Raw genomic sequence first — 23514 nt, 5'->3', positions numbered from 1 at the left:
ACGGATGTAACGGATGTAATGGATGTAATGGATGTCAGGAAGAGGGGAGAGGGAAGAAGGAAGAGGGAAGAGCATCTCATATTTGTAAAAACACTTCTTGTGGCTCCTTCTTTTTTCCTCTTTTCTCTTGCATTTTGCCTCCTGCTCTTGTCTCCTGCCTCCCAACTCCAATTTCTAGCTGGGCTGAAAAAGTGAGATGCTCCCAAGAGGCTCGCAATGTAGGGTTTACACCGGGCACATTGCGAGCCTAAATGTAGGTGCGCGGTGCGCGCACCTTACCAATTATAAAGGCTTAGTTGATGGCGGCTTCAATCCACTGTTTTAAAGTAGAATTAACTTCATCAATGAGAATTTCATGTGATTGGTGAGTTGCTCTTTCTACAACTTCAACTTTTCCTGCTTTCAGCGAACGACCCGGAACAATGCGATAGGGAATGCCGATTAAATCAGCATCTTTGAATTTAACTCCGGCTCGTTCGTCGCGGTCATCTAGTAGGGTTTCAATGCCAGATTGGTTGAGTTCTGCGTAGAGTTTTTCGGCGACTTCTACTTGTTGGGCGTCGGAAATATTGGGGATGCTAATTATGGCGTGATACGGGGCGATCGCCACTGGCCAAATTATCCCGTCTTTGTCGTAGGATTGTTCTACGGCCGATTGAGCTAGCCGCGACACGCCGACGCCGTAGCAGCCCATCATAAAGGGCATTTCTTCGCCTTGTTCGCTGGTGTAGGTAGCGCCCATTGCTTGGGAGTATTTGGTTCCTAATTGGAAGATGTGGCCGACTTCGATGCCTCTGGCGCTTTGCAAGGTTTGTTCGGGATTGTGCACTGCCCGATCGCCCTTTTTGGCTGTTCTGACACCCACAACCGTTGCTGGTAGCGGAAATTCTTTATCCCAATTAGCCCCGACCACGTGGTATCCTGATTCGTTTGAACCAGTGACAAAGTTGGTCAGGTCAACTGCAGTGCGATCGACCAAACGCAAAAACTTGGGAGAAACCCCCCCTTGCCCCCCCTTGGTAAGGGGGGGATTTGAGTCTTCTTGCCCCCCCTTGGTAAGGGGGGGATTTGAGTCTTCTTGCCCCCCCTTGGTAAGGGGGGGTTGGGGGGGGTTGGAGGCGATATAATCATCAGCAAGATCCGGAGCCATATAACCGAGAGGTAAAGATTTAGCCGCCCATTTCCGCTGAGCTTCCGCATCGGGAACAGTCAGAAATAAAACAGTTTTAGCTTGATAATTTCCCGCTAACTTCGTCAATTCATTCAGCAACTTTACCTGATTAACATCTTGGTCGCCACGAATGCTTACCAATACCAAGACTGTGATGCCATTGTCGTAAACAGCTTGGTAAAGCACATTTTTGACAACTTGCGTCGGAGAACATTTCAAAAATTTGCAAAGTTTATCAATTGTTTCAGTTCCCGGCGTTTCCCGCTTTTCAAACGTTGCAAAGGGCGACGGTTCCACATCAGCAGGCATCGATACAGCCTTTTCCACATTAGCTGCATACTGACCATCTTCAGTATAAAGAACTTCATCTTCTCCCGCTTCAGCCAACACCATAAACTCTTGAGAACCAGAGCCGCCAATTGCTCCAGAATCAGCATCTACTGCTCGGAATTGCAAGCCCGATCGTCGCAGCATATTGCTGTAAGCTTGAGCCATATCCTGATAAGTTTTTTTCAGGCTTTCTTCGTTAGTGTGGAAAGAATAGCCATCTTTCATAATGAATTCGCGACCGCGCATCAACCCAAAACGCGGGCGAATTTCATCGCGAAACTTAGTTTGGATTTGATATAGATGTACAGGCAATTGCCGATAGGAACGAATCATATCTTTAGCAATTGTAGTAATTACTTCTTCGTGAGTTGGGCCCAGTCCCAATTCTCGCTGCTGCCTGTCTGTCATCGCAAACATAATACCTTCAGCTTGAGTGTAGGTGTCCCAGCGGCCGGATTCCCGCCACAAATCGGCCGGTTGCAATTGCGGGAGGAGACATTCTTGAGCGCCGGTAGCGTCCATTTCTTCGCGCACAATTTGAGATACTTTTTTGAGAACTCGCCACATTAAAGGTAGATAAGCGTAAATTCCGCTACCGATGCGCCGGATGTATCCGGCACGGAGTAATAGTTTGTGGCTAGGAATTTCTGCTTCTGCCGGGTCTTCGCGCAGGGTAACAAAAAGCATTTGAGATAGTCGCATGGCTGATTTCCTTAAAATACCGGATGAGTGTAATTTTAGATCAACTTCTGATATTATCAGAACTAAGCCCGATTTGATTAAATATATGAATAAAATTTGGCAAAACTATGAAAAAGGTATGGCAGTCTTTGATAAGTGTCACTCTCCTACTGTGCAATCTCAGTGGCTTGCCTTAAAAGATGAAATAGGAGAATTTGTTCGAGAACCTAATTTAAGCGAAATTTGGGATATTGTTCATGCTGCTGGTCGATTGCTTTACAAACTAATCGGAATTCCCTTATATTTACTGGCCTATCCTACTGTTCGCAAACACAGTCAACGTTTCGAGGAGTACGGCTGTATTCGCAGCATTCGCAACTGTGAGGGTAAATGCTGCGGCAAAAATTCGTAGGGTACGCTGCGGCGCACCTGATATCATGTTTGTTGAATGACGCGCAATTACATTCTAATGACCGACAGCATCCAGGATACCCGCCACGTGATTCATCCGTCCAGAAATAAAAAACCTGTATCCGATGAAACTTGCCGAACGTATTTATCCGTGGGATCAATGCTTCAATCTAAAATCTAAAATCTAAAATCTAAAATGGATTGACCGGATTCAAAAAACAATGCAACTTGAGGCAAGCGCCAAACCCATATCCAGTAACTAATTCCCACTCTAAAATCTAAAATCGCATGACCAGATTTATTCATGATCAATTTGCCAAACAGTATCTGAAAGAACTATTAACCCCTCTCGGTAATGTAGAAACCAGCCGGGATGTTGCTGGAGAAGTAAGGCAGGTTGACGTTTTATTTGCCCCGAAAGCAGAACCGGAAGTCGAAGCAACCGCCCTCGGCATTTTGGGTCAAATTGCAGTAAAACCCGCTGTATTTGAACCCTTCCGCAGCCCCGTCCAAATCGGAGAAATTCGCAGTTGTCTGGGCAAACTCTTCGATATCCACGGCGAATTTGAACGCGCCGCAGCTAGAGAAAATACCCGGATTGCAGAGGCAGACTTGCCCCAACTTTGGATACTGTCGCCGACTGTTTCCGACACGATATTAGCTGGATTTCGAGCGATTCCCGAACCGGAAAATTGGGTAAGTGGAGTTTATTTTATGGGTCCATCTCTGAAAGCAGCGATTATTGCCATTCACCAACTCCCCCGGACTCCAGAAACCCTGTGGCTGAGAGTTTTAGGGAAGGGAAACGTGCAGAAGCAAGCTATTGCCGAATTGAGAGAGTTACCCTCAGATAATGTCTTTCGGTTGAATGCGTTAGAATTGTTGTACAACTTGCGAACGATATTAGAAGTACGTCAAGACATAGATCGAGAAGATCGGGAGTTAATTATGGAACTGTCACCCCTCTACTTGCAACGGTTGGAAGATGCAACTCAGCGCGGTATCCAGCAAGGTATCCAGCAAGGTATCCAGCAAGGTATTCAGCAAGGTATCCAGCAAGGTATGCAGCAAGGTATTCAGCAAGGTATGCAGCAAGCTATGCAGCGCGCTCAACGCCTTATGGTTGAGAGTCTCCTACAACTAAAATTTGGCGAGATTGATGAAGAATTAGCCCAAATAATCGAGCCTTTGATTCAGCTAGAACCCCTCGATCGCACGCGACTAATTAGGCAGCTCGATCGCTCTCAATTACTAGCTCATTTTGAAGATACAAACCAACCGGAATCCTAACTCAGCAGCGCGCTCTACGATAGGTAGGGGGCGCTAAATATCACTTTACTATTTATTATTATATATCTAGAAAATCGGGAGTTAATGATGGAACTGTCACCACTCTATTTACAACGACTTGAAGAAGCAACTCAACGAGGTATCGAGCAAGGTATTCAGCAAGGTATTCAGCAAGGTATTCAGCAAGGTATTCAGCAAGGTATTCAGCAAAGTAAACGCCCGATAGTTGAGAGTATGTTAGAAGTGTATTTTGGCGAGATTGATGAAGAATTATCCCAACTAATCGACCCTTTGATTCAACTAGAACCCATCGAGATCGCGCGACTGATTATGCAGCTCGATCGCCGGGAATTACTCGCTCGTTTTGAGCCTGAAAATCCAACGGAATCCTAAATCGGTAGCGCACTCTACGATATGTAGAGTGCATCACATCGCACTTTACTACTATTGATAATTGGTGGGGATTGCTCCCGCCTCAAACTTGCCAGTTTTATGCGAACTCTGCTGCTACCAATCCCTTAAAAAGTAATTTCTGACTTTAGACGGATTTATTTTTTAGCTTCCAGAGCCATAATAAGCAGTAAGGATGAGATCACTATAGAACTGATTTACCACTCATCCCAATGTCACTAATAAGGCCTTCCGTAAGATAAAGCCGAACCCAAACAAAACCTCATCTAAAGATTACAAACACCCCTAGAAAAAAGTTGGGGGCAATTTTCGCTATGCCGAGTTAGGCATAAAAATTAAGGAGGTAAATTATGTTTCAAAGCGAGTTATTAATGTCGCTGTACACTCCAAAACTCGATAGGGGCCAAATGCCAGTAGAAATGCCAGTACAAATGCCAGTAGAAATAGATGTGCCATTTGACCACCCCGATATCGGAGGGCTGATGTTTTTAAGCCCTCAGTTTTTCGTGGCCTTAATCGCCGGAGTCATTATGGCTTTCGGCTTCCAATTCCTGTTAACAAATTTCTCGATCGCCGCCAAGATATCAAATTGGGACGAGGCTTTACCCGACGATGACGATGATGATGATGAGTCCGAAAGTATAGGCAAGAAAGTTCGGAAAATCGAAGGTTTAGTCGGGGGTTGGATTTTAGTCACCGTTAACCTGGCTTTATTTTTGGCTTGTTTTTTGGCAGTCAAACTAACTTCAATTGCCAGCGTAGACGGAGCGGCAATTATTGGTGTGGTCATCTGGGCTGCGTACTTTTTAACCCTGGTGTGGCTCGGTTCTAGCGCCGTCGGTTCCATGATCGGTTCCTTGATAAAAACTGCTTTTTCAGGCGTTCAAGGGCTCATGGGTACTGCTGGTGCTGCGATCGGCGGCAAGATGGCCAGCGACCAAATGGTCAATACTGTAGAGGCATCTGTGGCTGCTGTCCGCCGCGAATTGAGTTCGGCGGTAGACCCGGATAGCATTCGCGAAACACTGCAAGACTATGTGGGTTCTTTGCAGTTACCGAAACTAGATGTTAAGGAAATTCGCGGTCAATTTGAAAAGTTGCTGGGCGATGCAGATATCAAATCTCTTGCGGGAAGCGACGTTCTGAAGAATGTTAACCGCCAGACTTTTGTGGATTTAGTTAAGAGTCGCACAGACTTTTCTCAAGAGGAAATAACTCAAGTTGCTGACCAACTCGAAGGCGTTTGGAAGCAAACTTTCGGCAAGCAGCAAGAGCAGAAAGACCCGAATTTAGAGTTGGTTGATTTTCTCAAGTTTGCGGCTCCCGATTTGCTGAAGTCTGACGAACTCAACGCCAAGCTGTCTCAAATTCTGGAAAGTAGGGAAAACAAATCGGGCTCGGGCTCAGGCGGAATGAAGCGAGCGATGCAGTTGGGTGTCGAAGCTCTTGTCGGCACTGTTTTGTCGCGGACGGATTTGTCTGATTTGGATGTTGAAAAAATCTCTGGTCAGTTGCAACAACTGACAGCACAAGGGACTCAAAAAGCTAAATCTTTTGCTTCTCAGGTGGGCGATAAAGTGCCTGCGCTGCCTTTCAATACAGCTAAGGCTGATGTGGAAAACTACTTGATGAATGCCCAACCTTGGCATCTCAACCGGGAGACAATCAAGCAGGAATTTAGGGATGTGATTTACGACCCGGAAGCTTCTCCGGGGGCTGTCTTGCGTCAGTTAGAAATGTTTAATCCCGATTATTTTGTAGGGATTCTGGGCCGCCGTGAGGGGTTTGCTCCTGAACAGGTGACGGAAATTGCCGAACAGCTTGAAGGTGTCCGACAAGAAGTGTTGGAAATTGTGCAAGCTGCTGCTGGTGAAGAACAGTCTCAAGATTTGCGGAGTCGGATTGAGAATTATTTGCGATCGACCGGCAAGGAGGAATTGAATCCTGAAGGTATCGAGCGGGATTTCCAAGCGCTTTTGGAAGATCGGGATGCTGGTTTTGAGGCTTTGCGCGATCGCCTGTCGCAGTTTAACCGCGATACTTTGGTGCAGTTGCTGGGTCAGCGGGAAGATTTCAGTCCAGAGGAAGCCGATCAGTTAATCGGGCGGCTCGAAGGTTCGCGCGATCGCGTGATTTCTAAAGCTCAAGAATTGCAAGAGCAAGCGCAATCGAAAGCGCAAGAATTGCGACAAAAGGTAGAAGACTATCTCCGCAATACTAATAAGGAAGAACTCAATCCCGAAGCGATCGAGCGCGAGTTTCAAACGCTGTTAAACGACCCGGAAGCCGGATTCAAAGCGCTGAGAGAACGCTTATCTCAATTCGACCGCGATACGCTGGTGCAGTTGCTGTCACAGCGCCAAGACCTCAGCGAAGAACAGATCAATCAGACGATCGACCGAATCGAATCTGTGCGCGACAACATTATCCACGCGCCGCAAATAGTTGCAGATAGAGCTAAGCAGCAGTACGAGGAAGTTACTGCAAAAATTGGCGATTACCTGCGGAATACAAACCTGGAAGAACTCGATCCAGAAGCCATCAATCGGGATTTGACTAAATTGTTTGAAAATCCGAAAGAGGGTGCTTTGGCACTTCGGGACAGACTTTCTCAGGTCGATCGCGAAACTTTAGTCAAGTTGCTGTCGCAGCGGGAAGATTTGAGCGAAGAACAGATCAATCGGACGATCGATCGCGTGCAAGATTCGATTCGCAGCATCGTGAAATCGCCCCGCCGCTTGGCCTCTCGCGCTCAAAAAACAGTCCGCGATTTCCAAGGAAGTTTGGAAAATTACTTGCGGAATACGGACAAGGAAGAACTCAATCCTGAAAGCATCAAACGCGATTTGCAGTTGCTGTTTAGTGAGCCGGGAATGGGGATGCAAAGTTTGGGCGATCGCCTGAAGCACTTCGATCGATCGACTCTGGTAGCATTGCTGTCGCAGCGGGAAGATATCTCGTTCGATGAAGCAAACAAAATTGCCGACCAAATTGAATCTGTCCGCAACCAAATTGTCGAACAAGTTCAAATGGTTCAGGACAAGTTTCAGTCAGCAATGGATGGTATTTTCGGCAAAATCCGGGATTACCTCAATTCCCTCGATCGACCAGAGCTCAACTACGAAGGCATCAAGCGGGACTTACGCAAAGTGTTTGACGACCCGCAGGCCGGATTTGATGCGATTAAAGAGCGTTTAGGTGAGTTCGATCGCGGTACTTTAGTTGCCCTGCTGAGTTCTCGTTCCGATATTTCCGAGACTGACGCTCACCGAATTGTTGACCAAATGGAAGGAGCCAGGGACAGCGTTTTATTGCGATCGGAACGCCTGCAACATGAAGCCAAAAAACGCATCAAACAGCTCAAGAAAAAGACCAAGCAGCAAGCAGAAGATGCGCGCGAAGCGGCAGCAGCAGCAGCTTGGTGGCTGTTCGGTACGGCTCTGACTTCTGTGGTTGTTTCGGCTTTGGCTGGAGCAATAGCAGTTAACGGGATTTCGGGTTTGTTTAGCTAGATTTTCAACGAGTTTGAAATAAAGTTCTCCTGATTCTAGGCTGGCGTTTTGCCAGCCTATTTTCTTTGGAATAATATCAGAGTCCTTCAGGATTCTATAGTTGGCGGAAATACTCTCGATAAATCGAGCGCCAAGTCGTGAAAATAAGGCAGATTAACAGACTCGTTGGGCAGAAAAATCAGCGTCCTGCGATAACCAAATTGGCCAGGGGCATTCTGATACGGATCGCTGTAACATTCCAAGCAAGTTTGTAATAAATTAAATATCCAATAGTTCGAGATTCCGGCTTCAGCATAAAGGGGGAGCTTAACCTGTTTGTCGTAACTCAAAGAAGAATCTGCAATCTCAATCAGCAACAGTATATCCCCTGGACAGGGGTGAGAGGATAGATAGTCGTCAGGGCGATTTTGGACGATCGCACGATCGGGTTCTGGTTCGCTGTCATCAGGCAGAATAATAGGTTGTTGTCCCCGCAGTGTCGCCCTTTCTCCCAGCAGCTTAAATAACTCGCGTTCCAAGCGTGTCTCGCAAACCGAGTGAGCGGTACCTTTAGCTGCCATTTTCACAAGTTCTCCCTTGATTAACTCAACTCGATCGTCCTCACCAAAGAACCCCAGTTCTGTGAGGCGATGATATTCCGCTATGGTGAAGCGTTTTGCAGTTGCGATCGACATAACAGCCACCTCAATACAGGTATGTTGCGATTATAGGCGATCGGCGATCGGCTAAACAATGCTAATCATGAGAGCCGCTAACAACAATCTTGTCAAATTTTCCTCATCCTTTGGTTGCACTTTTTCCCAACTTTGGTGAATTTACTCCCCGAACTTATGTCCGGGATCATCTCTGTCTTAAGCAAGATTCTAGCATCACTATTTATTAGGTACTTTAACTTAAGTAGCAAACAAAAGTTTTCTCAAAAATAAGAAAACTGAGCAATACATATTATTTTGGAGGCTTGAATGACCTTTACTACCAGTGCTTACGACCAAGGAAAAGCAGATATTAAGCAGTTGAGTGTAGACGACCAATTAGGTTTGCTGTGGTTTGTTTACACCGAAATGGGCAAGTCAATAACGCCAGCGGCTCCCGGTGCTTCCGGTTCCGAAATCGCTCAGGGTTTGTTCGAGCAAGTCAAGCCGCTGCCCCACGAAGAACAACTACAAGTAATGCGCGACATTGCCTCAAAAGCCAATACCGAAATCAGCCGGATGTACGGCTCGATGAGCCCTGAAACGAAACTGGCTTTTTGGTATTTTCTAGCAGTAGGAATGGACGAAGGAACTATTATTCCTGTCCCTCCAGACTATCAACTTCCCGACGCAGGAAAATCTTTATTAGGAAAGATTGAGGGCATGGACTTCCAGCAGCAAATTGATTTCCTTCGCGGTACAATTTTAGAAATGGGTGCTGAAGCCGCTCCGGGGGCTGGCATTTAAAAATAGGACTTACGAAAAACAACCCGGTTTCTCGGAGAATATTGGGTGTGGTAACGACGCATCTAGGAAGAAACCGGGTTTTTTGCGCCGTTTGATGCGTAAGCTGGTGTGCATTTATATTGTATGTTGAGGGCGGGCTTTCCGGCCCACCCCACAAGAGTGAAAATTTATTTTACCATGCAATTTAAATGCGGATTAGCTTAAGTTCTCAAAAAGATTAGTAAGTAGCTCAAACTAATACGCCGCGCCAGAAACCAGGCTTCTTCAAGAAACCGGGTTTCTGGCTGTTGTGTTTTTTTAGGTTTACGGCGAAGATCCGCACTTTACAGCTAATAACTGAATTCAACGGCTCTGTTTCCCACAACTTCCGGCGCAGCGACTGTTAAACGCATATCTTCGCAGGCAAATGTTAGCAAGGGCTGACCTAAGTTTAAACTGGCAAAAGGACTTTCTTCTGCCACTTCTAATTCGCCTTTAATCAAACCGATGCGAGACTCTAATCCTCCTTTAAACAACAGCAAATTGCTGCTGTCAGCGCTGAAAACATTTCCGCTAAAAGGCAGCGGTAAGGCTAAGCTTTGCTGGCTGTAATTGAGGCTGCACAGTTGACGGTTTCCTTGGCTAACTGTGACGCGGTAGCCTAGCGGTGCTGCCTTTACCGAATCGCTACCTTCCCAACTAAATTGAGCTAATTCTTTAGGAAGTCCCCAAATTTCGCGCCCGCCGGCTACCGAGTTAGGATTGTCTACGTAAATATGGGAAATCCAAGCGCCCCATTTTCCTGCATAATTGGCGATCGCGCTCACTACAATTAACTCATTGTACTCCATCACCGAACCCAACCCGTAGGACGATATATAAATGCCACCTAGGGTTTTTCCTGGCAATAAAGAGACAATTTCTAACTCAGAGGGAACCAAGGGGCGCACTCGTGCCACATCTACCAATTGTAAAGTCTCAACAGCATAACCTTGCAGATTCCAAGGTGCAGATGGATATACCATTTTCAGTGATTAAATTTATGAGCTTTTATATTTATTTTAGCTTGGCGCTTCAAAAAGCAACTATTTTTGGTATTTCTTCACAAGTTGTTAGTAATTTACTTTATTTAAACAAATTAATATGTGACGATTAATTTGATGAATAGTTGACGTGGGTTATCTGTTGTATGGGGGCGGGTTTAGTAATATTGTTAGTAGGAATTAGATATTATTCGTAAAACCCGCCCCTACAGATATTATCAGCGTTAATCCGCTTTAATCTGCGGTTAAAAACCTGCCAATCTACTTACTAGCATAACCCGTACTTACCAAAAACTCCCGCAACTTCCCGAAGAATTGAGAGCGATCGCGTCCTTGATAAACCCTCTCCAACAACTGCCAACCTTCCGCCTCCTGGCCCATGACATACTTGTTCGCCATGAAGGCAGCCAAAACCCCTTTCACCTCCCCATTTTCACTCAAACGCTTGTTAGATTCCAGCCAAAGCTCAGCAGAATTCGTGTATACTTCCACCGGATACTCTTTGCTAACATTTTGCATTTTACCTTGGCGGTACTGCCAAATTTGCAACGGAAAGCGAGAATCAGCGTAATTTGTAAATGCCTCGGAAAATCTGCCGTCCTGACTCTTAAACTCTGGGATATCATTTTTGCCAAAATCGACTATTTCGTAACTCACATTGCCCCAGAAATGCTTGATATGAGTGTATTTGTTAGTTGCCGAGTCGTAGCGGTAAATAAACGAATAATTGCAGCAGCGGACGCCGCTTTTGGTTGACACTAAATCTGCCAGCACTTCCGGTTCCTTGTCGCCGTCTAAATCACGGATTCGTAGCGATAAAAAACGTCCTTCTGATATTCCTTCGCTGGCTCTTTGGTCGGGGTTATCTACTAGAGAACGAGTCGGAATCAGCACTGGTTCTTCTAATAAACTTTTACCGTCGCGGATAATTCTGATGCGGAGATTTTTAGCATTTTCTGCTTCTTTTACGAAAGAAACTTCCGCCCGAACTTTCCCCGCTTCTGAGATTTCTGTTGTTCTCGGCGGGCCGATATTCGCCGGAATTTGGGCGATATATTCGGCAGGAACTAAGGCAGTTCGGCCGGGTTTGGCGATCGCCTGACAGAAAAAAGTTGCGACTTCGGCGCGAGTAACATTCCGAGTAGGTTCTAGCTGTTTAACAGCAGGATAATTGACCACAAGTTGTTTTTCTGTGGCGGCGGCGATCGCACTTCTGGCCAGTTCGGGAATATCCCGCGCATCCTCAAAAGTCGCATCCAAAATCTCAGCCGCAGGCCCCGTAGGTGTATATTTCAAGCCGCTGCTTAAAGCTACCAAAGCCTGCCAGCGGGTAATATTCAAAGTGGGGTTAAAGATACTGCCACTGTATCCAGACATAAAACCCGTCTGATAAGCTTCTCGAATTGCTTTAAAACCCCAGTAATTTGTAGGAATATCTGCAAAGTCGATCGGAGCGCGGACGGTTTTGGCATCGGGAAAAGCCATGCGAACCATCGCCGCAAACTCAGCGCGGCTGACGGGGCGATTCGGGCGAAAAGTGCCGTCTTCGTAGTAGCCACTAATAATTTTTTTCTGTGCTAACTCCTCTATGCAAGCTTGCGCCCAATGGTCGTTAACATCCTTAAATTTGGGTTGAGCAAATGCCGGCGCTACATTCAGACCCGGAAACATTAAATTCCCGATGATTATCCCCAGGGCTACCAGTAAACCGATGATAGCTTGCCATCTGTGCGATCGAATCATAGAACAGACTCCTCTACTTACAAATTGGCGATCGAAACTTTCGGAAAATTTATATAATATCAGGTATATTAACCGGATTTAATACCATTTATTAAAATTTTACCGGCGACTAAGGACACGGCAGTGCCGTGTCCCTAATTTTTCGAGTTCCTATAATAAAGCTTACTTCGACTCTAAAGTCATCTCCATCGCCATTTTTGTTGTGATTGTTAATTCTTGAGAACTGCCAGCATTTTTAGCACTCATTTCGCTATTTGAACTAACAGACTCAGTAGACCGAAAAGGCATTAATCTATCCAAGCGCCTTGTGGCTGCTCCCCGACCCTGAGAAGCAAAATATTTTAGGGTTAAGGTAGTTCCCGGAGGCAGTTGGGGAGAGGTAATATTTTGAGGGTTTGCTTGCTGCTCTATACTTACATTCAGAGAGGCAACTCCATCTTGCCAACTAGCCAATTCATAGGTAGCAATGTTATTCACATTCATGCCGAAATCAGAGGAAGAATAAACGCGCCATTTGGCTCCTTTTCCTACTGCTTCGGCAGGCAGCGGCGAGGCAAGTTGCTCTAGAGACTTAGACATTTGTCCAACCATTTGTTTGAGGTTGTTGTCCGCTTTTTCGGGCAAAATAATGTCACCTCCTTTATTAAAACCGCGATTGTCCATGATGAAAGAGCCTTTCATTCCGACCATGCTTTTGAGTGCGGAACGCATGGCATCTCTGGCGGCTGGCGGGGTATTTCCAGTATCGCCTGTGATATCTGCGTTAGTATAAGCAAACTCGTAGTGAATATCGCCGTTGGGCTCAATTTTAGTGACTTTTGTCTCGAAAGTCATCACCGATACTGGACTTTTAGCCACAGGCGAAGACCGACCCAATGCGGATATTTCCATATCCATTTTTACGGTCATAACAGTTGTTTCTTTGACATCGATAGCTGGTTTTAAACGCAGTTGCTGTCGGGGTTCTACTCCCGGATTTAGCAGTACCACTTGCGGGGTTTTCGGGTTGGGGGCAGGCGCGGATACACCCCTGGATGGCTGCTGCACTAGAAGTGGAGTTTCAGCACTTAGGGAAGCAGGAGAAAGCTCGATCGCCCATCCGGCACTTACCAAACAAAGAGATGCAATAAACTGTATTTTTTTCATGGATTTAATTTCCTGTTATTTGAATGTTAGCCTGTTCCCACAGTCGATCGACTGTCACGAATTTGTAACCTTTATACAAAAGCAATGGAATTATTTTATCCGCCGAATCTGCAACATCTTCGCCGCCGCAATAGCCGTCGTGCAGTACAATAATAGATCCGTTTTCAGTTTGCTGCACGATGCGACTAATAACTTTCTTAACCCCCGGTCGCACCCAATCTTCCGGGACGACACTCCACATTACAGGGCGATATTCCCACTGTTGCAATAACTCTAATGTTCGCGGCGTAAAAATGCCGTTGGGTGGCCGCACGTCCAGGATTAATTTTGGGTCTAAATCGCAAGCTTTGGCAATTGCTTTCTGCGTGTCTTCTAAACTTTGTTTTAGTTCGTGGGTTTTGAGTTTGGGAAACGATATATGCTGATAGCCGTGGAGGCCGATCCAGTGTCCGCGATCGTACACTTCTTTAGCCGTTTCGGGATGCCTGTCCACGCAAAAGCCTAGCCAGAAAAAACTAGCTTTTATGTCGTATTTGTCTAAAACTTTTAACAGTTGAGGTGTGTGCTGACGGTGCGGCCCGTCGTCAAATGTGAGAGCAATTTCTCGGCTGTTGATATCTCCCGTCCACAGACATCTGGGAAAAGCAGATTTGAGGATGGGATGAACGACAGGAAACAGGGGTGCTAGTGGCATTGATTAACCTTGATAAATGCGATCGGGTAGAAATGAAGCTGCGTTACAATAGAATAAAGTTAACTCAATCGAGGTAAATATGACAACTGCCGTTGATATTGGAACGCTAATTGTCCGCACGCCGGGAACTTGCGGCGGCCTCCCCCGCATCGCAGGTACAAGAATGTCCGTTCGGAGCATAGCAATTGACTACAAAGCAGGAATGACTCCTGAAAAAATTGCTGAAGAATTTCCGCATTTGACCTTAGCACAAATTTATGCAGGCTTGGCTTATTATCACGCTAATAAAGATGAAGTTGAGGCGGAGATAGCAGCGTACTACGAAGAGTGCAAGTATTGGGAAGCTGAATACATGGCAGGTAAGTTATCGTGAGTCAAATTCGTCTCTATATTGATGAAGATTCTGGCAACCTTTCGTTGGTAGAATCTTTGCGTAATTCTGCTGTAGAGGTGATGACTACCTCAGACGCGAATAAACTTAGCTCTTCAGATGAGGAGCAGCTAATCTGGGCAACTGAGCAAGGGCGCGTCATTTACAGTTCTAACATGGGAGATTTCTGCCGTTTGCACAGAACTTTTGCTGAACAAAAAAGAACTCATTCAGGAATTATTGTTGTACCTAGACAAAATTACTCAGTAGGCGCTCAGTGGCGGGGAATATTGAATCTAATGGCGGCTAAGTCAGCCGAGGAAATGATAAATCAACTGGAATATTTGGGGAATTATATTAGAGATGAATAACTATTGGTAATAGATGAGCGATCGCCCTTAAAAACTTGCTTAACTCTTTTGATAGAGCCTCAAACTATGTCCGATCGCATCGACCTCTATCTCGCGGTTGATGCGATCGCCCTGCGGTGTCCTCCTATACTGAAAACCAGCATAACTAATCGAAAAACCATCAAGGAGGAACAATGACAGAGGAATATTTAGCCGAACGCACAGTTTCAGCCGTATTTAAGGAAGAAGAACAATTAGACGGCGTAATTCGGCGCTTGCTCGATCGCGGAGTTTCCCGCGACCACATCTCAGTAATGGGAAAAAACTTTCAGTCTAAAACTAAAATTGCCGGCTTTATTACTAAAAAAGATGTAATTTTAGGCGGTCTGCGAAGCGGGGCGATTTTTGGTTCCTTATTCGGTTCTTTTTTGGGTTTGCTAACAGGCGTCGGCGTGCTGTTTATTCCCTTTGTCGGTGCAGTAGTCTCGGCGGGCCCGCTGGGTGCGGTACTGTTGGGTGCTGCTAGCGGCGCGATCGCAGGTTCGGCCGGTGCGGGTCTAGTTTCCGCTTTAGTCGCTTTGGGAATGCCCGAAGACAAAGCAACTATCTATCAAACCCGCGTTGAAGCAGGCGAATTTCTCGTGATGGCAGAAGTTCCCGCAGATAAATCGGGCGAATTTCAACTCTTGCTAGAAAGTGCAGGTGGCGAAGAAGTTTCAGTTAGCGAGATGACGCTGCCGCGCGCCGTCAAAGGTCGCTGCAATAGTCCGGCAGATTTGTCTCCAGAAGTGCGATCGCACCTGTCGGAAGCAGCTCAAAAAACCTTTATGGAATCCTACAACGCCGCATTTGATGAAAGCAACGACTCGATACAAGCCGAACACACCGCTTGGAACGCCATTCACCAGCAGTACGAAGAAGATGAAAACGGCGTTTGGACGAAGCCTTTAGCCAAAGTCTAGTCTTGCAATCGCAGCAAACTAATAAAAAATACAATCAAGCCTCTAGAACTGCGGTTCTGGAGGCTTTTACGATTTGAGATTTGAGATTTGAGATTTTATAATTGTGAAAAACTTAATTTTTAATCATTGGGGAATGGCTGAAAGTCTCATGAGTTTTTGAAAGTGGTATTGCACTAGGTTGCGTTGTCAAGTACAATCTATAGGCTTACGATATAAAATTGAGTTAAGCAAATGCAAAAATACGTTTGTACAGTTTGCAATTACGTCTACGATCCAGCAGAAGGCGACCCCGACGGAGGCATAGATCCCGGTACTGCCTTTGAAGATATCCCCGACGATTGGGTTTGTCCCACTTGCGGGGCGGCAAAATCCGATTTTGAACCAGAATAAGCGAGAAAAAATTTGTCCGATCGAATGCTCAAAATTACAGTCATTGGCGGTGGTGCTGCAGGTTTTTTTAGTGCAATTACCTGTGCCAAAACCTACCCACAGGCCCGCGTCACTTTACTAGAAGCTGGCCGGCAACTCCTGGCCAAAGTTCGCATCTCTGGCGGCGGGCGCTGCAACGTTACTCACGCTTGTTTTGATCCGGGCGTTTTAGTGCAGAATTACCCCAGAGGTGGAAAAGCTCTGCGCGGTGCTTTTACTCGATTTCAACCGCGCGATACTGTTGAATGGTTTGCCAGTCACGGTGTGAAGTTGAAAACCGAAGAAGACGGGCGAATGTTTCCGACCACAGACGATTCGGGGACAATTGTTAACTGTTTGATCCGCGCTGCTGAGGATGCAGGCGTGAAAATTCGCACCGGTGATGCAGTAGTTTCTGTAAAGAAATTAACATTGGAGGGCGGGCACGGGGGCACCGCCCCTACATTTGAAATTGAGTTGAAATCTGGGGAGAGTTTTAAGTGCGATCGCATTCTTCTCGCTACAGGCAGCAATCCTTCGGGTTATAAGTGGGCAAAAGAGTTAGGTAATACTGTAGAACTGCCTGTTCCTTCTCTATTTACTTTTAATATTTCCGACAGCAGAATCAAAGATTTAGCCGGAATTTCTGTTCCTAATGCTAAGGTGAAATTGCCGGGGGCTAAATTAGAACAAAGCGGGCCTTTGCTAATTACTCACTGGGGTTTAAGTGGGCCTGCTGTACTCAAACTTTCGGCTTGGGGTGCGAGATTTTTGCACGATCGCCATTATAAAACATCTGTGCTGATTAATTGGCTTCCCCAGTACAATGCGGAAGTTTTGCGGCAGCAACTGCTAGCGGTGAAGTCGCAGTTGTCGCACCGATTGATTGTCTCTAGCTGTCCGTTTCCGGTGCCGCGCCGCCTCTGGGAACGTTTGACCAGTTCGATCGGCATTGACGAGCAAAAACGCTGGGCCGACTTATCTAACAAAATCCTCGATCGCCTCCTGCTAGAACTCGTTCAAGGCGAATATCAGATTGCCGGAAAAGGCGCATTTAAGGAAGAGTTCGTCACCTGCGGCGGTGTCAACCTCAAAGAAGTCGATTTCAAGACAATGGAAAGCCGCCGCTGTCCCGGACTTTTCTTTGCTGGCGAAATCTTGGATATCGACGGCGTGACGGGCGGTTTTAATTTCCAAAGTGCCTGGACTACGGCGTGGTTGGCGGGGAACGCGATCGGCAAATGATACGATTTTAGATTGGGGAATACTTGCTCTATAAAGGTTTGGGAGTTGCGAGCGCGCGATCGGCTTGCCTGTATTAAATTTTGTGTTATTTTTGAATGAAGGCGCACCAAATGTGTGTCAACTTCAGCTTGTAGACAAAATTCGCAGTTTTGCGAAGTTAACATCGGGTGAGATACATGAAAAACTTGAATCTACAAACCCTAAAGTTCGATCGCAACCTTGAGGGCCATCTTGACTCACCTTTCATCGAAAAAAATGGCTTGCTGGAATTCAACCCCAAATTTATCACTCCCGAATTTTTAACAACCTGGACGTTTGAAACACACCTGTACGACGAACAAGTTGCGATCGACCACTTTGTCATCACATTTCCCAGCCGAACCGAACTCGAAAACTACGCCGCATCTTTCCGCCCCTTCGACGCCAAAACAGTTGAAGGCCCAGACTTGTTCCCAATTAACTTTTGTTCGGGAAACATTAACGTTCCCTCCGATTTGTGGCTGCATTTAATGACCTTATTAATGCCAGCGGGCGGCTTAGTAGTATTAGATGCGCCCCACGCAGCGGGCGACCAAAAAAACCGCTTCCAGCAAGAAAGAGGATTAACAGCAGTCCACCACGTCGCGCTTCGAGTCGAAAACGTGCAGAATTCTGCTAAAATATGGCAAAATAAAAACTTTAAACCCCTGTCCGATCGAGCTTTAGATTACGGCTCATTAACTCAGTGGTTTCTGCAAAACCCCGCCGGACAAATCATCGAATTAATCGAGCGCCACCCCGGCAACAACGCCACCTTTGACTGCAAAAACATCGCAGGTTTGCGTCTCAGCGAAGATAAAGTCAGTAGTCAGTAGTCAGTAGTCAGTTGGCAGTAGTCAGTTGGCAGTAGTCAGTTGGCAGTAGTCAGTAGTCATTAGTTAACGGTTAACAGTTAACAGTCAACAGTCAACAGTCAACAATGCCCAATTCCCAATTCCCAATTCCCAATTCCCAAATCTATGGTTGCAATAAAAATCCCCAAAGTCACCATTCAACCCCCAACATTCAACTCAGTTGAAGAAGAACGCCGCCACCGCAAACAGCGTTTAGCCGCCGCATTCCGATTATTTGCCCGCTTCGGATTCAGCGAAGGAATTGCCGGACACATCACCGTCCGCGACCCCGAACACCTAGACCATTTCTGGGTTAATTCTTTTGGAATGCACTTTAGTTTAATTCGAGTCAGCGACCTAATTTTAGTCAACCACAAAGGCGAAGTAGTTGAAGGAAATAAACCCGTAAACGAAGCAGCATTTGCCATTCATTCCCAAGTGCACAGCGCCCGCCCCGACGTAATTGCAGCAGCCCACGCTCATTCTCCCTACGGCAAAAGTTGGTCGAGTTTGGGCCGCCTGCTTGACCCGCTGACGCAAGATGCTTGTTCTTTTTATGAAGACCAAAGTTTATTTGACGATTACACCGGAGTTGTTTTGGAAATCGAAGAAGCTAAACGCATCGCCAAAACTTTAGGTGAGAAAAAAGCGATTATTTTACAAAATCACGGACTGTTAACAGTAGGTCAAACAGTAGATGAAGCGGCTTGGTGGTTTATTGCAATGGAACGTTCTTGTCAAGCGCAGTTAATGGCCGAAGCAGCAGGAAAACCCATTCTCATCAAGCCGGAATGTGCGCGTTTGACACAGCAGCAAGTAGGGTCTCACCGCATGGGATGGTTTAGCTTTCAACCGCTTTATGACATGATAGTGCGTCGGGAACCTGACTTATTAGATTAGAAACTCGGCGGTTGAAACCGCTAGTACACAAACACCGTCCGCCTGCGGCGAATAAAGAATGAAGGGGTATTAAAGCCGGATTTAGTATCAGAAGTGAAAAATTTATAAATTTATGCTGACACGGATTCCAGCCAAGCTATCAAATCCTCTTGACTGGTAAAATCTAACAAGATTTCTCCTAAATCATCTAATTGTTCGAGAGATAACTGCTGGATGCGAGTTTGAACTTCTGGTGGGATTTCGCCAGTGCGCCGCGCGATTTGACGCAGAATTAATGCTGTTTGCCCCTCAATTAGACCTTCTTGGCGACCTTCTTGGCGACCTTCTTGCATCCCCTTAATAACAGCACCGCGTTGGTCTTCAAAGAACATTTCCCGCTTTTCTAATGATGCTAACTCGTCAAGGTTTAAGGTAGACCTGTTAGCAATGTTAAAAGCTGTTTGAATTTCGGGTACTGACGCCAATTTATCCGGTATTTCCTCCAGTTCAGGAGCATTTTTTATAAAATAAATCCAGCTTTGAATCAGATTTTCAACTTGTTCTAATTTTTTGTTAAACTTTGGTAGTTCAACAAAAACTAACTCTATTTCTCTATAATACTCGAAGTTTTCTTCGACTTCTTTAAATACAAAATGTGAGAGAAACTTTTCGGTATTTTCAAACAGGATAAAATCCGTAATTGTGAGAGCAATGAGAGGATTTAATTTTGAGTAGCCTTCTCTGCGTTTGAGTTGAGTGGCGTAGGTTTTGGCTGCATTATATATGACGCGCTTAGTAAAAGCTTCTACATTGATGACCTGCATTTCGATAATTACAGTTTTGTTGCCCGTAATTTTTGCTTTGACATCCAGGTAAGTGTCTTTTAATCCAGTAACGCTAGGCGCGGCGTAGGGATCTATGATTTCTAAGTCTTTAATTGTCGGCTCTCCGTTGTAGAGCATAGCATTGAGGAAGCTAATCAAAACTTCTTTGCTCTGGGGCGAAGCAAAGATTTTTTTGAAACCAAAATCTGTCTTAGGGTTGATGAAATTCATAATTGATAATTAGTAAATGGTGTTTCAATGTGATAATTATATCACAAAATTCCTTCCATTTCTAAATCTTCAATTATCTGCAATCCGCGCGGGTCGCCAACTCGCAAAAGTGAAGATTTAGCATCTTCCCGCACGCCCATGTCTTCATCTTCTTCTAAAGCTTCAATTAGACCATCGATCGCCCCAGCGTACACTATATTATTCGGCAATTCTCGCGCCAGTTGCCCGATCGCCCAAGCGGAATTACTTCGCACAGCAGACACAGCATCTCCCCGCAGCGCTTCAATCAACGGCGGAATCGCCGCAATCACCACATAGTAACCAACTTTTGCCATTTGACCCAGAGAACTCGCCGCCCACAAACGCACCGCCGAAATATCAGTTTTCAGAGAATCAATTAAAGATGGCAAAGCGCGGTGGTCCCTGCAATTTCCCAAGGCCCAAACTACCCCTTTGCGAACGTAACCGTTCCAGTCGCGGTTAAGCTGAAGAATCAGCGGTTCCACAGCATCGGGACTCGGATTTCGCCCCAAAGCATAAGCCGCGCTGACTCGCACCAAGGGGCAACCGTCTCTCAATAAATTAATTAAATGCGAAATTGCTCGATCGTCCTGCAGTTCGCAAAAAGCCCGCGCCGCAATCATCCGGTGCTGAGGTTCCGGGGATGCAAGCATTGGCAGCATTTCATCGGGATCTGGCAGCGGGGGTTCGGATTCGTCAAAATGATCCAAAGGGCTTTCCAGTTCCGTGTCAGTATCAAGGGCGTTGGAGTAGTCGTTATTGTTCATAAAAAAACTTTACCGCACAGAGGATGCTCCTAAGCAACTCAGTCAGCAGTCAATAATTGTAGGGTGCGCGCGATATTGCACCATTGTCAGCAACAGGCTTTCCGGCCTGTTCCACAAGAAGAAAATTTATCTTTTGTGGAACAGCCCGAAAAGCCTGTTCATAAAAGGCTAATTGAGAATGGTGCAACATATGAGTTACTACAAACGAATATCTCTGCTTTTACTTAAGTTGGTAGTGAGGAATTCAGTCCTCATAATTTGGATGAATCAGGACTTTAGCCCTGATTCCAAACCAGTAGAATTTATTTTTCAAAGAGACTTGAGCATCGAGACGGAATGACTTTGATAGCCTAATTTTTGATAGAGATTCACCGCCGGCTGATTGCTCAGAAATACTTGCAAACCAATTTGCAGATCGCCCCTTTCCCGCGCCCAATTTTCAGCATGAATAACTAAAGCTGCACCGACTCCTAGACGGCGATGTTCCGGTGCTACGTACAGCAAAAAAATGTGAGCGTAGCGTTCTCCGGTGGTTTGGTCGATCGCATTTCCCAACCACAAACATCCGACAACCGATGTCAGATTTTGGGCTTGAGATTGGGGATTGAGATACTGCGAGGGAAGCGCCGGCAAAATTTCTGCCTCTTCCTGGGTGTTTTTCTGGCACTCTACCCACCAAACCGGCGTCTGGTTAGAAAAATACTGCTCGACAGTTTGAGCCAAATGTCCCAATTCCCGCTCCGGGTAAAGCTCTTGGTATGTCCGGTGCATAAACTTTACCAGTTTTGCTCGATCGAGTCCCGATCCCGATCGCAGCCAGTAGCCCGGTATTAGTTGAGCAGACATCAACTCAGCGGACACGGAAAGCGGAATAATTTAGCCCCAAGAAAATTGGGTTCACTACTGCCGCTTGCTTTTGGGGGATCGCTTCCTCAATCGGTGCCGGGGCAGCCATGTCACCAGGCAAAAAGATGCGAGCACTGACTGCTACCAGAGCCGCGAAAAATACTAATACCGCTATAAATGGAGCAATGTATTGACGAATGATTGCCATAACTGCAAAAACTTGATTATTGAGTTGATATTATCAAGTGTACCATACAAATCTTGTCAGCTATAATGGTTAATTGGACACTTAGCTCAAGCCGGAGCGATCGCCGCCAATACCAACAAACAGAAAATATAATATTATGAGTGCCTCGCCTGCTGTTTATGAAGCTCTAGCTAAATCAATTGTTTTTTTGAATCAAAAGCCGAGCGCGCAAAATGAAGTTTCGACTTTCCTAGATACTAATGGCTACTATATCGATCGCATATTCGACGACCCCGAAACCAACTTTTATGCGATCGGGTTCGGTTCATCCAATCCCGAAAACCCGCCCGCCCTCGTATTTAAAGGTACAGACTTCATCGACGGCGACGCTATCTTTTCCGACTCGCGGGACATTGGTGTACCTGAATTTGAAAAGAACAAAGATAATATCCAAAATTGGCTCACAGAAATCGGTCAAAATACTGGTAAAAACCCCAGCAAATTATTGCCCGATGTCATCGGGCACAGTTGGGGCGGAGCCGTCGCTCAAATTGTAGCAACCGAATACACATCTCTGATCGGCGATATCTTTACTTTCAACTCTCCGGGAGTATCAGCGAGTACATTCAACACTTTTCGGAGAAATCTCGGCAGAGTCGGCAACAAAAATGTCACTCACTACATTGTCAGCGGAGATGTAGTCAGCTTGTTTGGCGAAGCATTTATTCCGGGTAAAGTATTTATCCAAAGCTTTACAGATCCGAGTATTAATCCCTTAACTGTTTTGGCAAAACATCGAACTGAAAATTTGTTAACTACTCCGCCCGTGGGTTTTTTGCAGAGGCAAATTTCCGTAGAACAATTAAACAGCCCTGAATTTACTTATAACAACGATTCAGATTTTAACGAGTTTATCGCTGCCATGAATTTGGCCCTGCCCAATGTGTCAGTAGCGATCAGAAGCAGAGGCGGTGCAGAGAGTGTGAGAACAGCACCAGAATTTTCTTTTGTGCAGTTAATCAGACAAATGCAATACGGTTTAGCTCCCTTACAACCGAATTATTTATCAGGGGACGCTCGCAACAATACTGCTACGGGGGGCCCTGGAGAGGATACAGTTATCGGCAACGGCGGTAACGATACTCTCAGAGGCAATCGAGGTAATGACAGCATCACCGGTGGTGATGGCGACGATTTCTTGTACGGCGGCAGAGATAACGATTATTTGGACGGTGGCGACGGAAACGATTTGGTTTCCGGCGAGTTTGGCAACGATTTTTTAATTGGTGGCGCCGGGCGCGATCGCTTTGTATTGGAATCCGGCGGCGGAGCCGATGTGATTGTAGATTTTCAAGATAGTCAAGATTTAATTACACTGTCGCGGGGTCTAACTTTTCCTCAAATTAGAGTAACCCAAGCGGGTGACGGAGCTTTAATTACTATCCCCGTTACTGGGGAAATTCTTGCTACTCTCAGAGGCGTAGTTGCCAGCGATCTTACGCGGGTAGATTTTGTATAGCTTTAGGGCTAGAAAAATTTGTAGTTTTGGTGGTGCGAAACCGGGGAGGGTTTTGTAAAAAATTTTTTGTATACAACAAAAAACCTGCTAAATCTGCCCCTAAAAAGCAACGAAATATGACCCATTAATATGGTTAATAACCGGAGTTTACAGTAAACTTAATTAAGTAGCTTAAACACTAAT

General features: G+C 45.8%; 22 protein-coding genes and 1 pseudogene. 14 read left to right on the top strand and 9 right to left on the bottom strand.

Going from position 1 to position 23514, the window contains the following annotated elements; all coding sequences use genetic code 11:
* Positions 1 to 292: 292 nt before the first annotated feature.
* Entirely contained in the window at positions 293 to 2203 is a 1911-nt protein-coding gene (proS, locus tag QUB11_RS05095; protein WP_333389960.1) for a proline--tRNA ligase, read from the bottom strand.
* 85 nt (positions 2204 to 2288) lie between these two features.
* Here proS and QUB11_RS05090 point away from each other — a divergent pair, with 85 nt between their 5' ends.
* From QUB11_RS05090 to QUB11_RS05075, 4 genes and pseudogenes are all read left to right on the top strand, one after another.
* Positions 2289 to 2594: a hypothetical protein gene (locus QUB11_RS05090; protein WP_333389958.1), complete on the top strand. Its 306-nt coding sequence runs from the start codon at positions 2289 to 2291 to the stop codon at positions 2592 to 2594.
* A 287-nt stretch (positions 2595 to 2881) separates the two neighbouring features.
* Positions 2882 to 3883, top strand: coding sequence for a hypothetical protein (locus QUB11_RS05085; protein WP_333201816.1), 1002 nt, complete (start codon positions 2882 to 2884; stop codon positions 3881 to 3883).
* 69 nt (positions 3884 to 3952) lie between these two features.
* Positions 3953 to 4276: pseudogene (locus tag QUB11_RS05080) on the top strand (hypothetical protein); the annotation flags it as partial.
* A 368-nt stretch (positions 4277 to 4644) separates the two neighbouring features.
* Complete coding sequence (locus QUB11_RS05075; protein ID WP_333201818.1) at positions 4645 to 7806, top strand: MFS transporter; 3162 nt, start codon at positions 4645 to 4647, stop codon at positions 7804 to 7806.
* 86 nt (positions 7807 to 7892) lie between these two features.
* Here QUB11_RS05075 and QUB11_RS05070 read toward each other — a convergent pair whose 3' ends face one another.
* Positions 7893 to 8480, bottom strand: coding sequence for a Uma2 family endonuclease (locus tag QUB11_RS05070; RefSeq protein ID WP_333201819.1), 588 nt, complete (start codon positions 8478 to 8480; stop codon positions 7893 to 7895).
* A gap of 288 nt (positions 8481 to 8768) precedes the next feature.
* Between QUB11_RS05070 and QUB11_RS05065 the strand changes: the two genes are divergently transcribed.
* On the top strand, positions 8769 to 9245 hold the full coding sequence (locus tag QUB11_RS05065) for an orange carotenoid protein N-terminal domain-containing protein (RefSeq protein WP_333201821.1): 477 nt from the start codon (positions 8769 to 8771) through the stop codon (positions 9243 to 9245).
* A 329-nt stretch (positions 9246 to 9574) separates the two neighbouring features.
* On the opposite strand, the gene QUB11_RS05060 is transcribed toward QUB11_RS05065, so the two are convergent.
* The 4 genes from QUB11_RS05060 to QUB11_RS05045 all read right to left on the bottom strand — a co-directional run bounded on the left by QUB11_RS05060 (position 9575) and on the right by QUB11_RS05045 (position 13850).
* Entirely contained in the window at positions 9575 to 10249 is a 675-nt protein-coding gene (locus QUB11_RS05060) for an acetoacetate decarboxylase family protein (RefSeq protein ID WP_333201823.1), read from the bottom strand.
* 279 nt (positions 10250 to 10528) lie between these two features.
* On the bottom strand, positions 10529 to 12010 hold the full coding sequence (locus QUB11_RS05055) for an S-layer homology domain-containing protein (protein WP_333201825.1): 1482 nt from the start codon (positions 12008 to 12010) through the stop codon (positions 10529 to 10531).
* Between the two features lie 162 nt (positions 12011 to 12172).
* The gene (locus QUB11_RS05050) at positions 12173 to 13156 is read right to left on the bottom strand and encodes a DUF6263 family protein (RefSeq protein ID WP_333201827.1); all 984 of its coding nucleotides are present in this window, start codon (positions 13154 to 13156) and stop codon (positions 12173 to 12175) included.
* Positions 13157 to 13160: 4 nt separating this feature from the next.
* On the bottom strand, positions 13161 to 13850 hold the full coding sequence (locus QUB11_RS05045; RefSeq protein WP_333201829.1) for a polysaccharide deacetylase family protein: 690 nt from the start codon (positions 13848 to 13850) through the stop codon (positions 13161 to 13163).
* 79 nt (positions 13851 to 13929) lie between these two features.
* Between QUB11_RS05045 and QUB11_RS05040 the strand changes: the two genes are divergently transcribed.
* From QUB11_RS05040 to QUB11_RS05005, 8 genes are all read left to right on the top strand, one after another.
* Positions 13930 to 14223, top strand: coding sequence for a DUF433 domain-containing protein (locus QUB11_RS05040; protein WP_333133391.1), 294 nt, complete (start codon positions 13930 to 13932; stop codon positions 14221 to 14223).
* Positions 14220 to 14591, top strand: coding sequence for a DUF5615 family PIN-like protein (locus tag QUB11_RS05035; protein WP_333201831.1), 372 nt, complete (start codon positions 14220 to 14222; stop codon positions 14589 to 14591). The genes QUB11_RS05040 and QUB11_RS05035 overlap by 4 nt, the downstream gene beginning before the upstream one ends.
* 3 nt (positions 14592 to 14594) lie before the next feature.
* Positions 14595 to 14768, top strand: a complete 174-nt coding sequence (locus QUB11_RS05030; RefSeq protein ID WP_333201833.1) for a hypothetical protein — start codon at positions 14595 to 14597, stop codon at positions 14766 to 14768.
* The gene (locus tag QUB11_RS05025; RefSeq protein WP_333135748.1) at positions 14765 to 15532 is read left to right on the top strand and encodes a ChaB family protein; all 768 of its coding nucleotides are present in this window, start codon (positions 14765 to 14767) and stop codon (positions 15530 to 15532) included. The genes QUB11_RS05030 and QUB11_RS05025 overlap by 4 nt, the downstream gene beginning before the upstream one ends.
* A 231-nt stretch (positions 15533 to 15763) precedes the next feature.
* Complete coding sequence (rd, locus tag QUB11_RS05020; protein WP_242724785.1) at positions 15764 to 15922, top strand: rubredoxin; 159 nt, start codon at positions 15764 to 15766, stop codon at positions 15920 to 15922.
* A 24-nt stretch (positions 15923 to 15946) separates the two neighbouring features.
* On the top strand, positions 15947 to 17185 hold the full coding sequence (locus QUB11_RS05015; RefSeq protein WP_333201835.1) for an NAD(P)/FAD-dependent oxidoreductase: 1239 nt from the start codon (positions 15947 to 15949) through the stop codon (positions 17183 to 17185).
* A gap of 176 nt (positions 17186 to 17361) precedes the next feature.
* The gene (locus QUB11_RS05010; protein WP_333389956.1) at positions 17362 to 18039 is read left to right on the top strand and encodes a hypothetical protein; all 678 of its coding nucleotides are present in this window, start codon (positions 17362 to 17364) and stop codon (positions 18037 to 18039) included.
* Between the two features lie 144 nt (positions 18040 to 18183).
* Positions 18184 to 18957: a class II aldolase/adducin family protein gene (locus QUB11_RS05005; protein ID WP_333201839.1), complete on the top strand. Its 774-nt coding sequence runs from the start codon at positions 18184 to 18186 to the stop codon at positions 18955 to 18957.
* Positions 18958 to 19067: 110 nt separating this feature from the next.
* Here the strand turns inward: QUB11_RS05005 and QUB11_RS05000 are convergent, their stop codons facing one another.
* The 3 genes from QUB11_RS05000 to QUB11_RS04990 form a co-directional block, all read right to left on the bottom strand.
* Positions 19068 to 19991, bottom strand: a complete 924-nt coding sequence (locus QUB11_RS05000) for an Rpn family recombination-promoting nuclease/putative transposase (protein WP_333389954.1) — start codon at positions 19989 to 19991, stop codon at positions 19068 to 19070.
* 41 nt (positions 19992 to 20032) lie between these two features.
* Positions 20033 to 20779 (bottom strand): HEAT repeat domain-containing protein, encoded by a 747-nt coding sequence (locus tag QUB11_RS04995; protein ID WP_333389953.1) that lies wholly within the window; start codon positions 20777 to 20779, stop codon positions 20033 to 20035.
* Between the two features lie 309 nt (positions 20780 to 21088).
* Positions 21089 to 21625, bottom strand: coding sequence for a GNAT family N-acetyltransferase (locus QUB11_RS04990; RefSeq protein ID WP_333201845.1), 537 nt, complete (start codon positions 21623 to 21625; stop codon positions 21089 to 21091).
* Positions 21626 to 21969: 344 nt separating this feature from the next.
* Here QUB11_RS04990 and QUB11_RS04980 point away from each other — a divergent pair, with 344 nt between their 5' ends.
* Positions 21970 to 23331 (top strand): calcium-binding protein, encoded by a 1362-nt coding sequence (locus tag QUB11_RS04980; RefSeq protein ID WP_333389952.1) that lies wholly within the window; start codon positions 21970 to 21972, stop codon positions 23329 to 23331.
* Positions 23332 to 23514: the final 183 nt, after the last annotated feature.

Origin of the sequence: Microcoleus sp. B6-A1, from assembly GCF_036705085.1 — a bacterium.
Classification (GTDB): Bacteria; Cyanobacteriota; Cyanobacteriia; order Cyanobacteriales; family Microcoleaceae; genus Microcoleus.
This window is presented reverse-complemented; position numbering and strand designations above follow the sequence as displayed.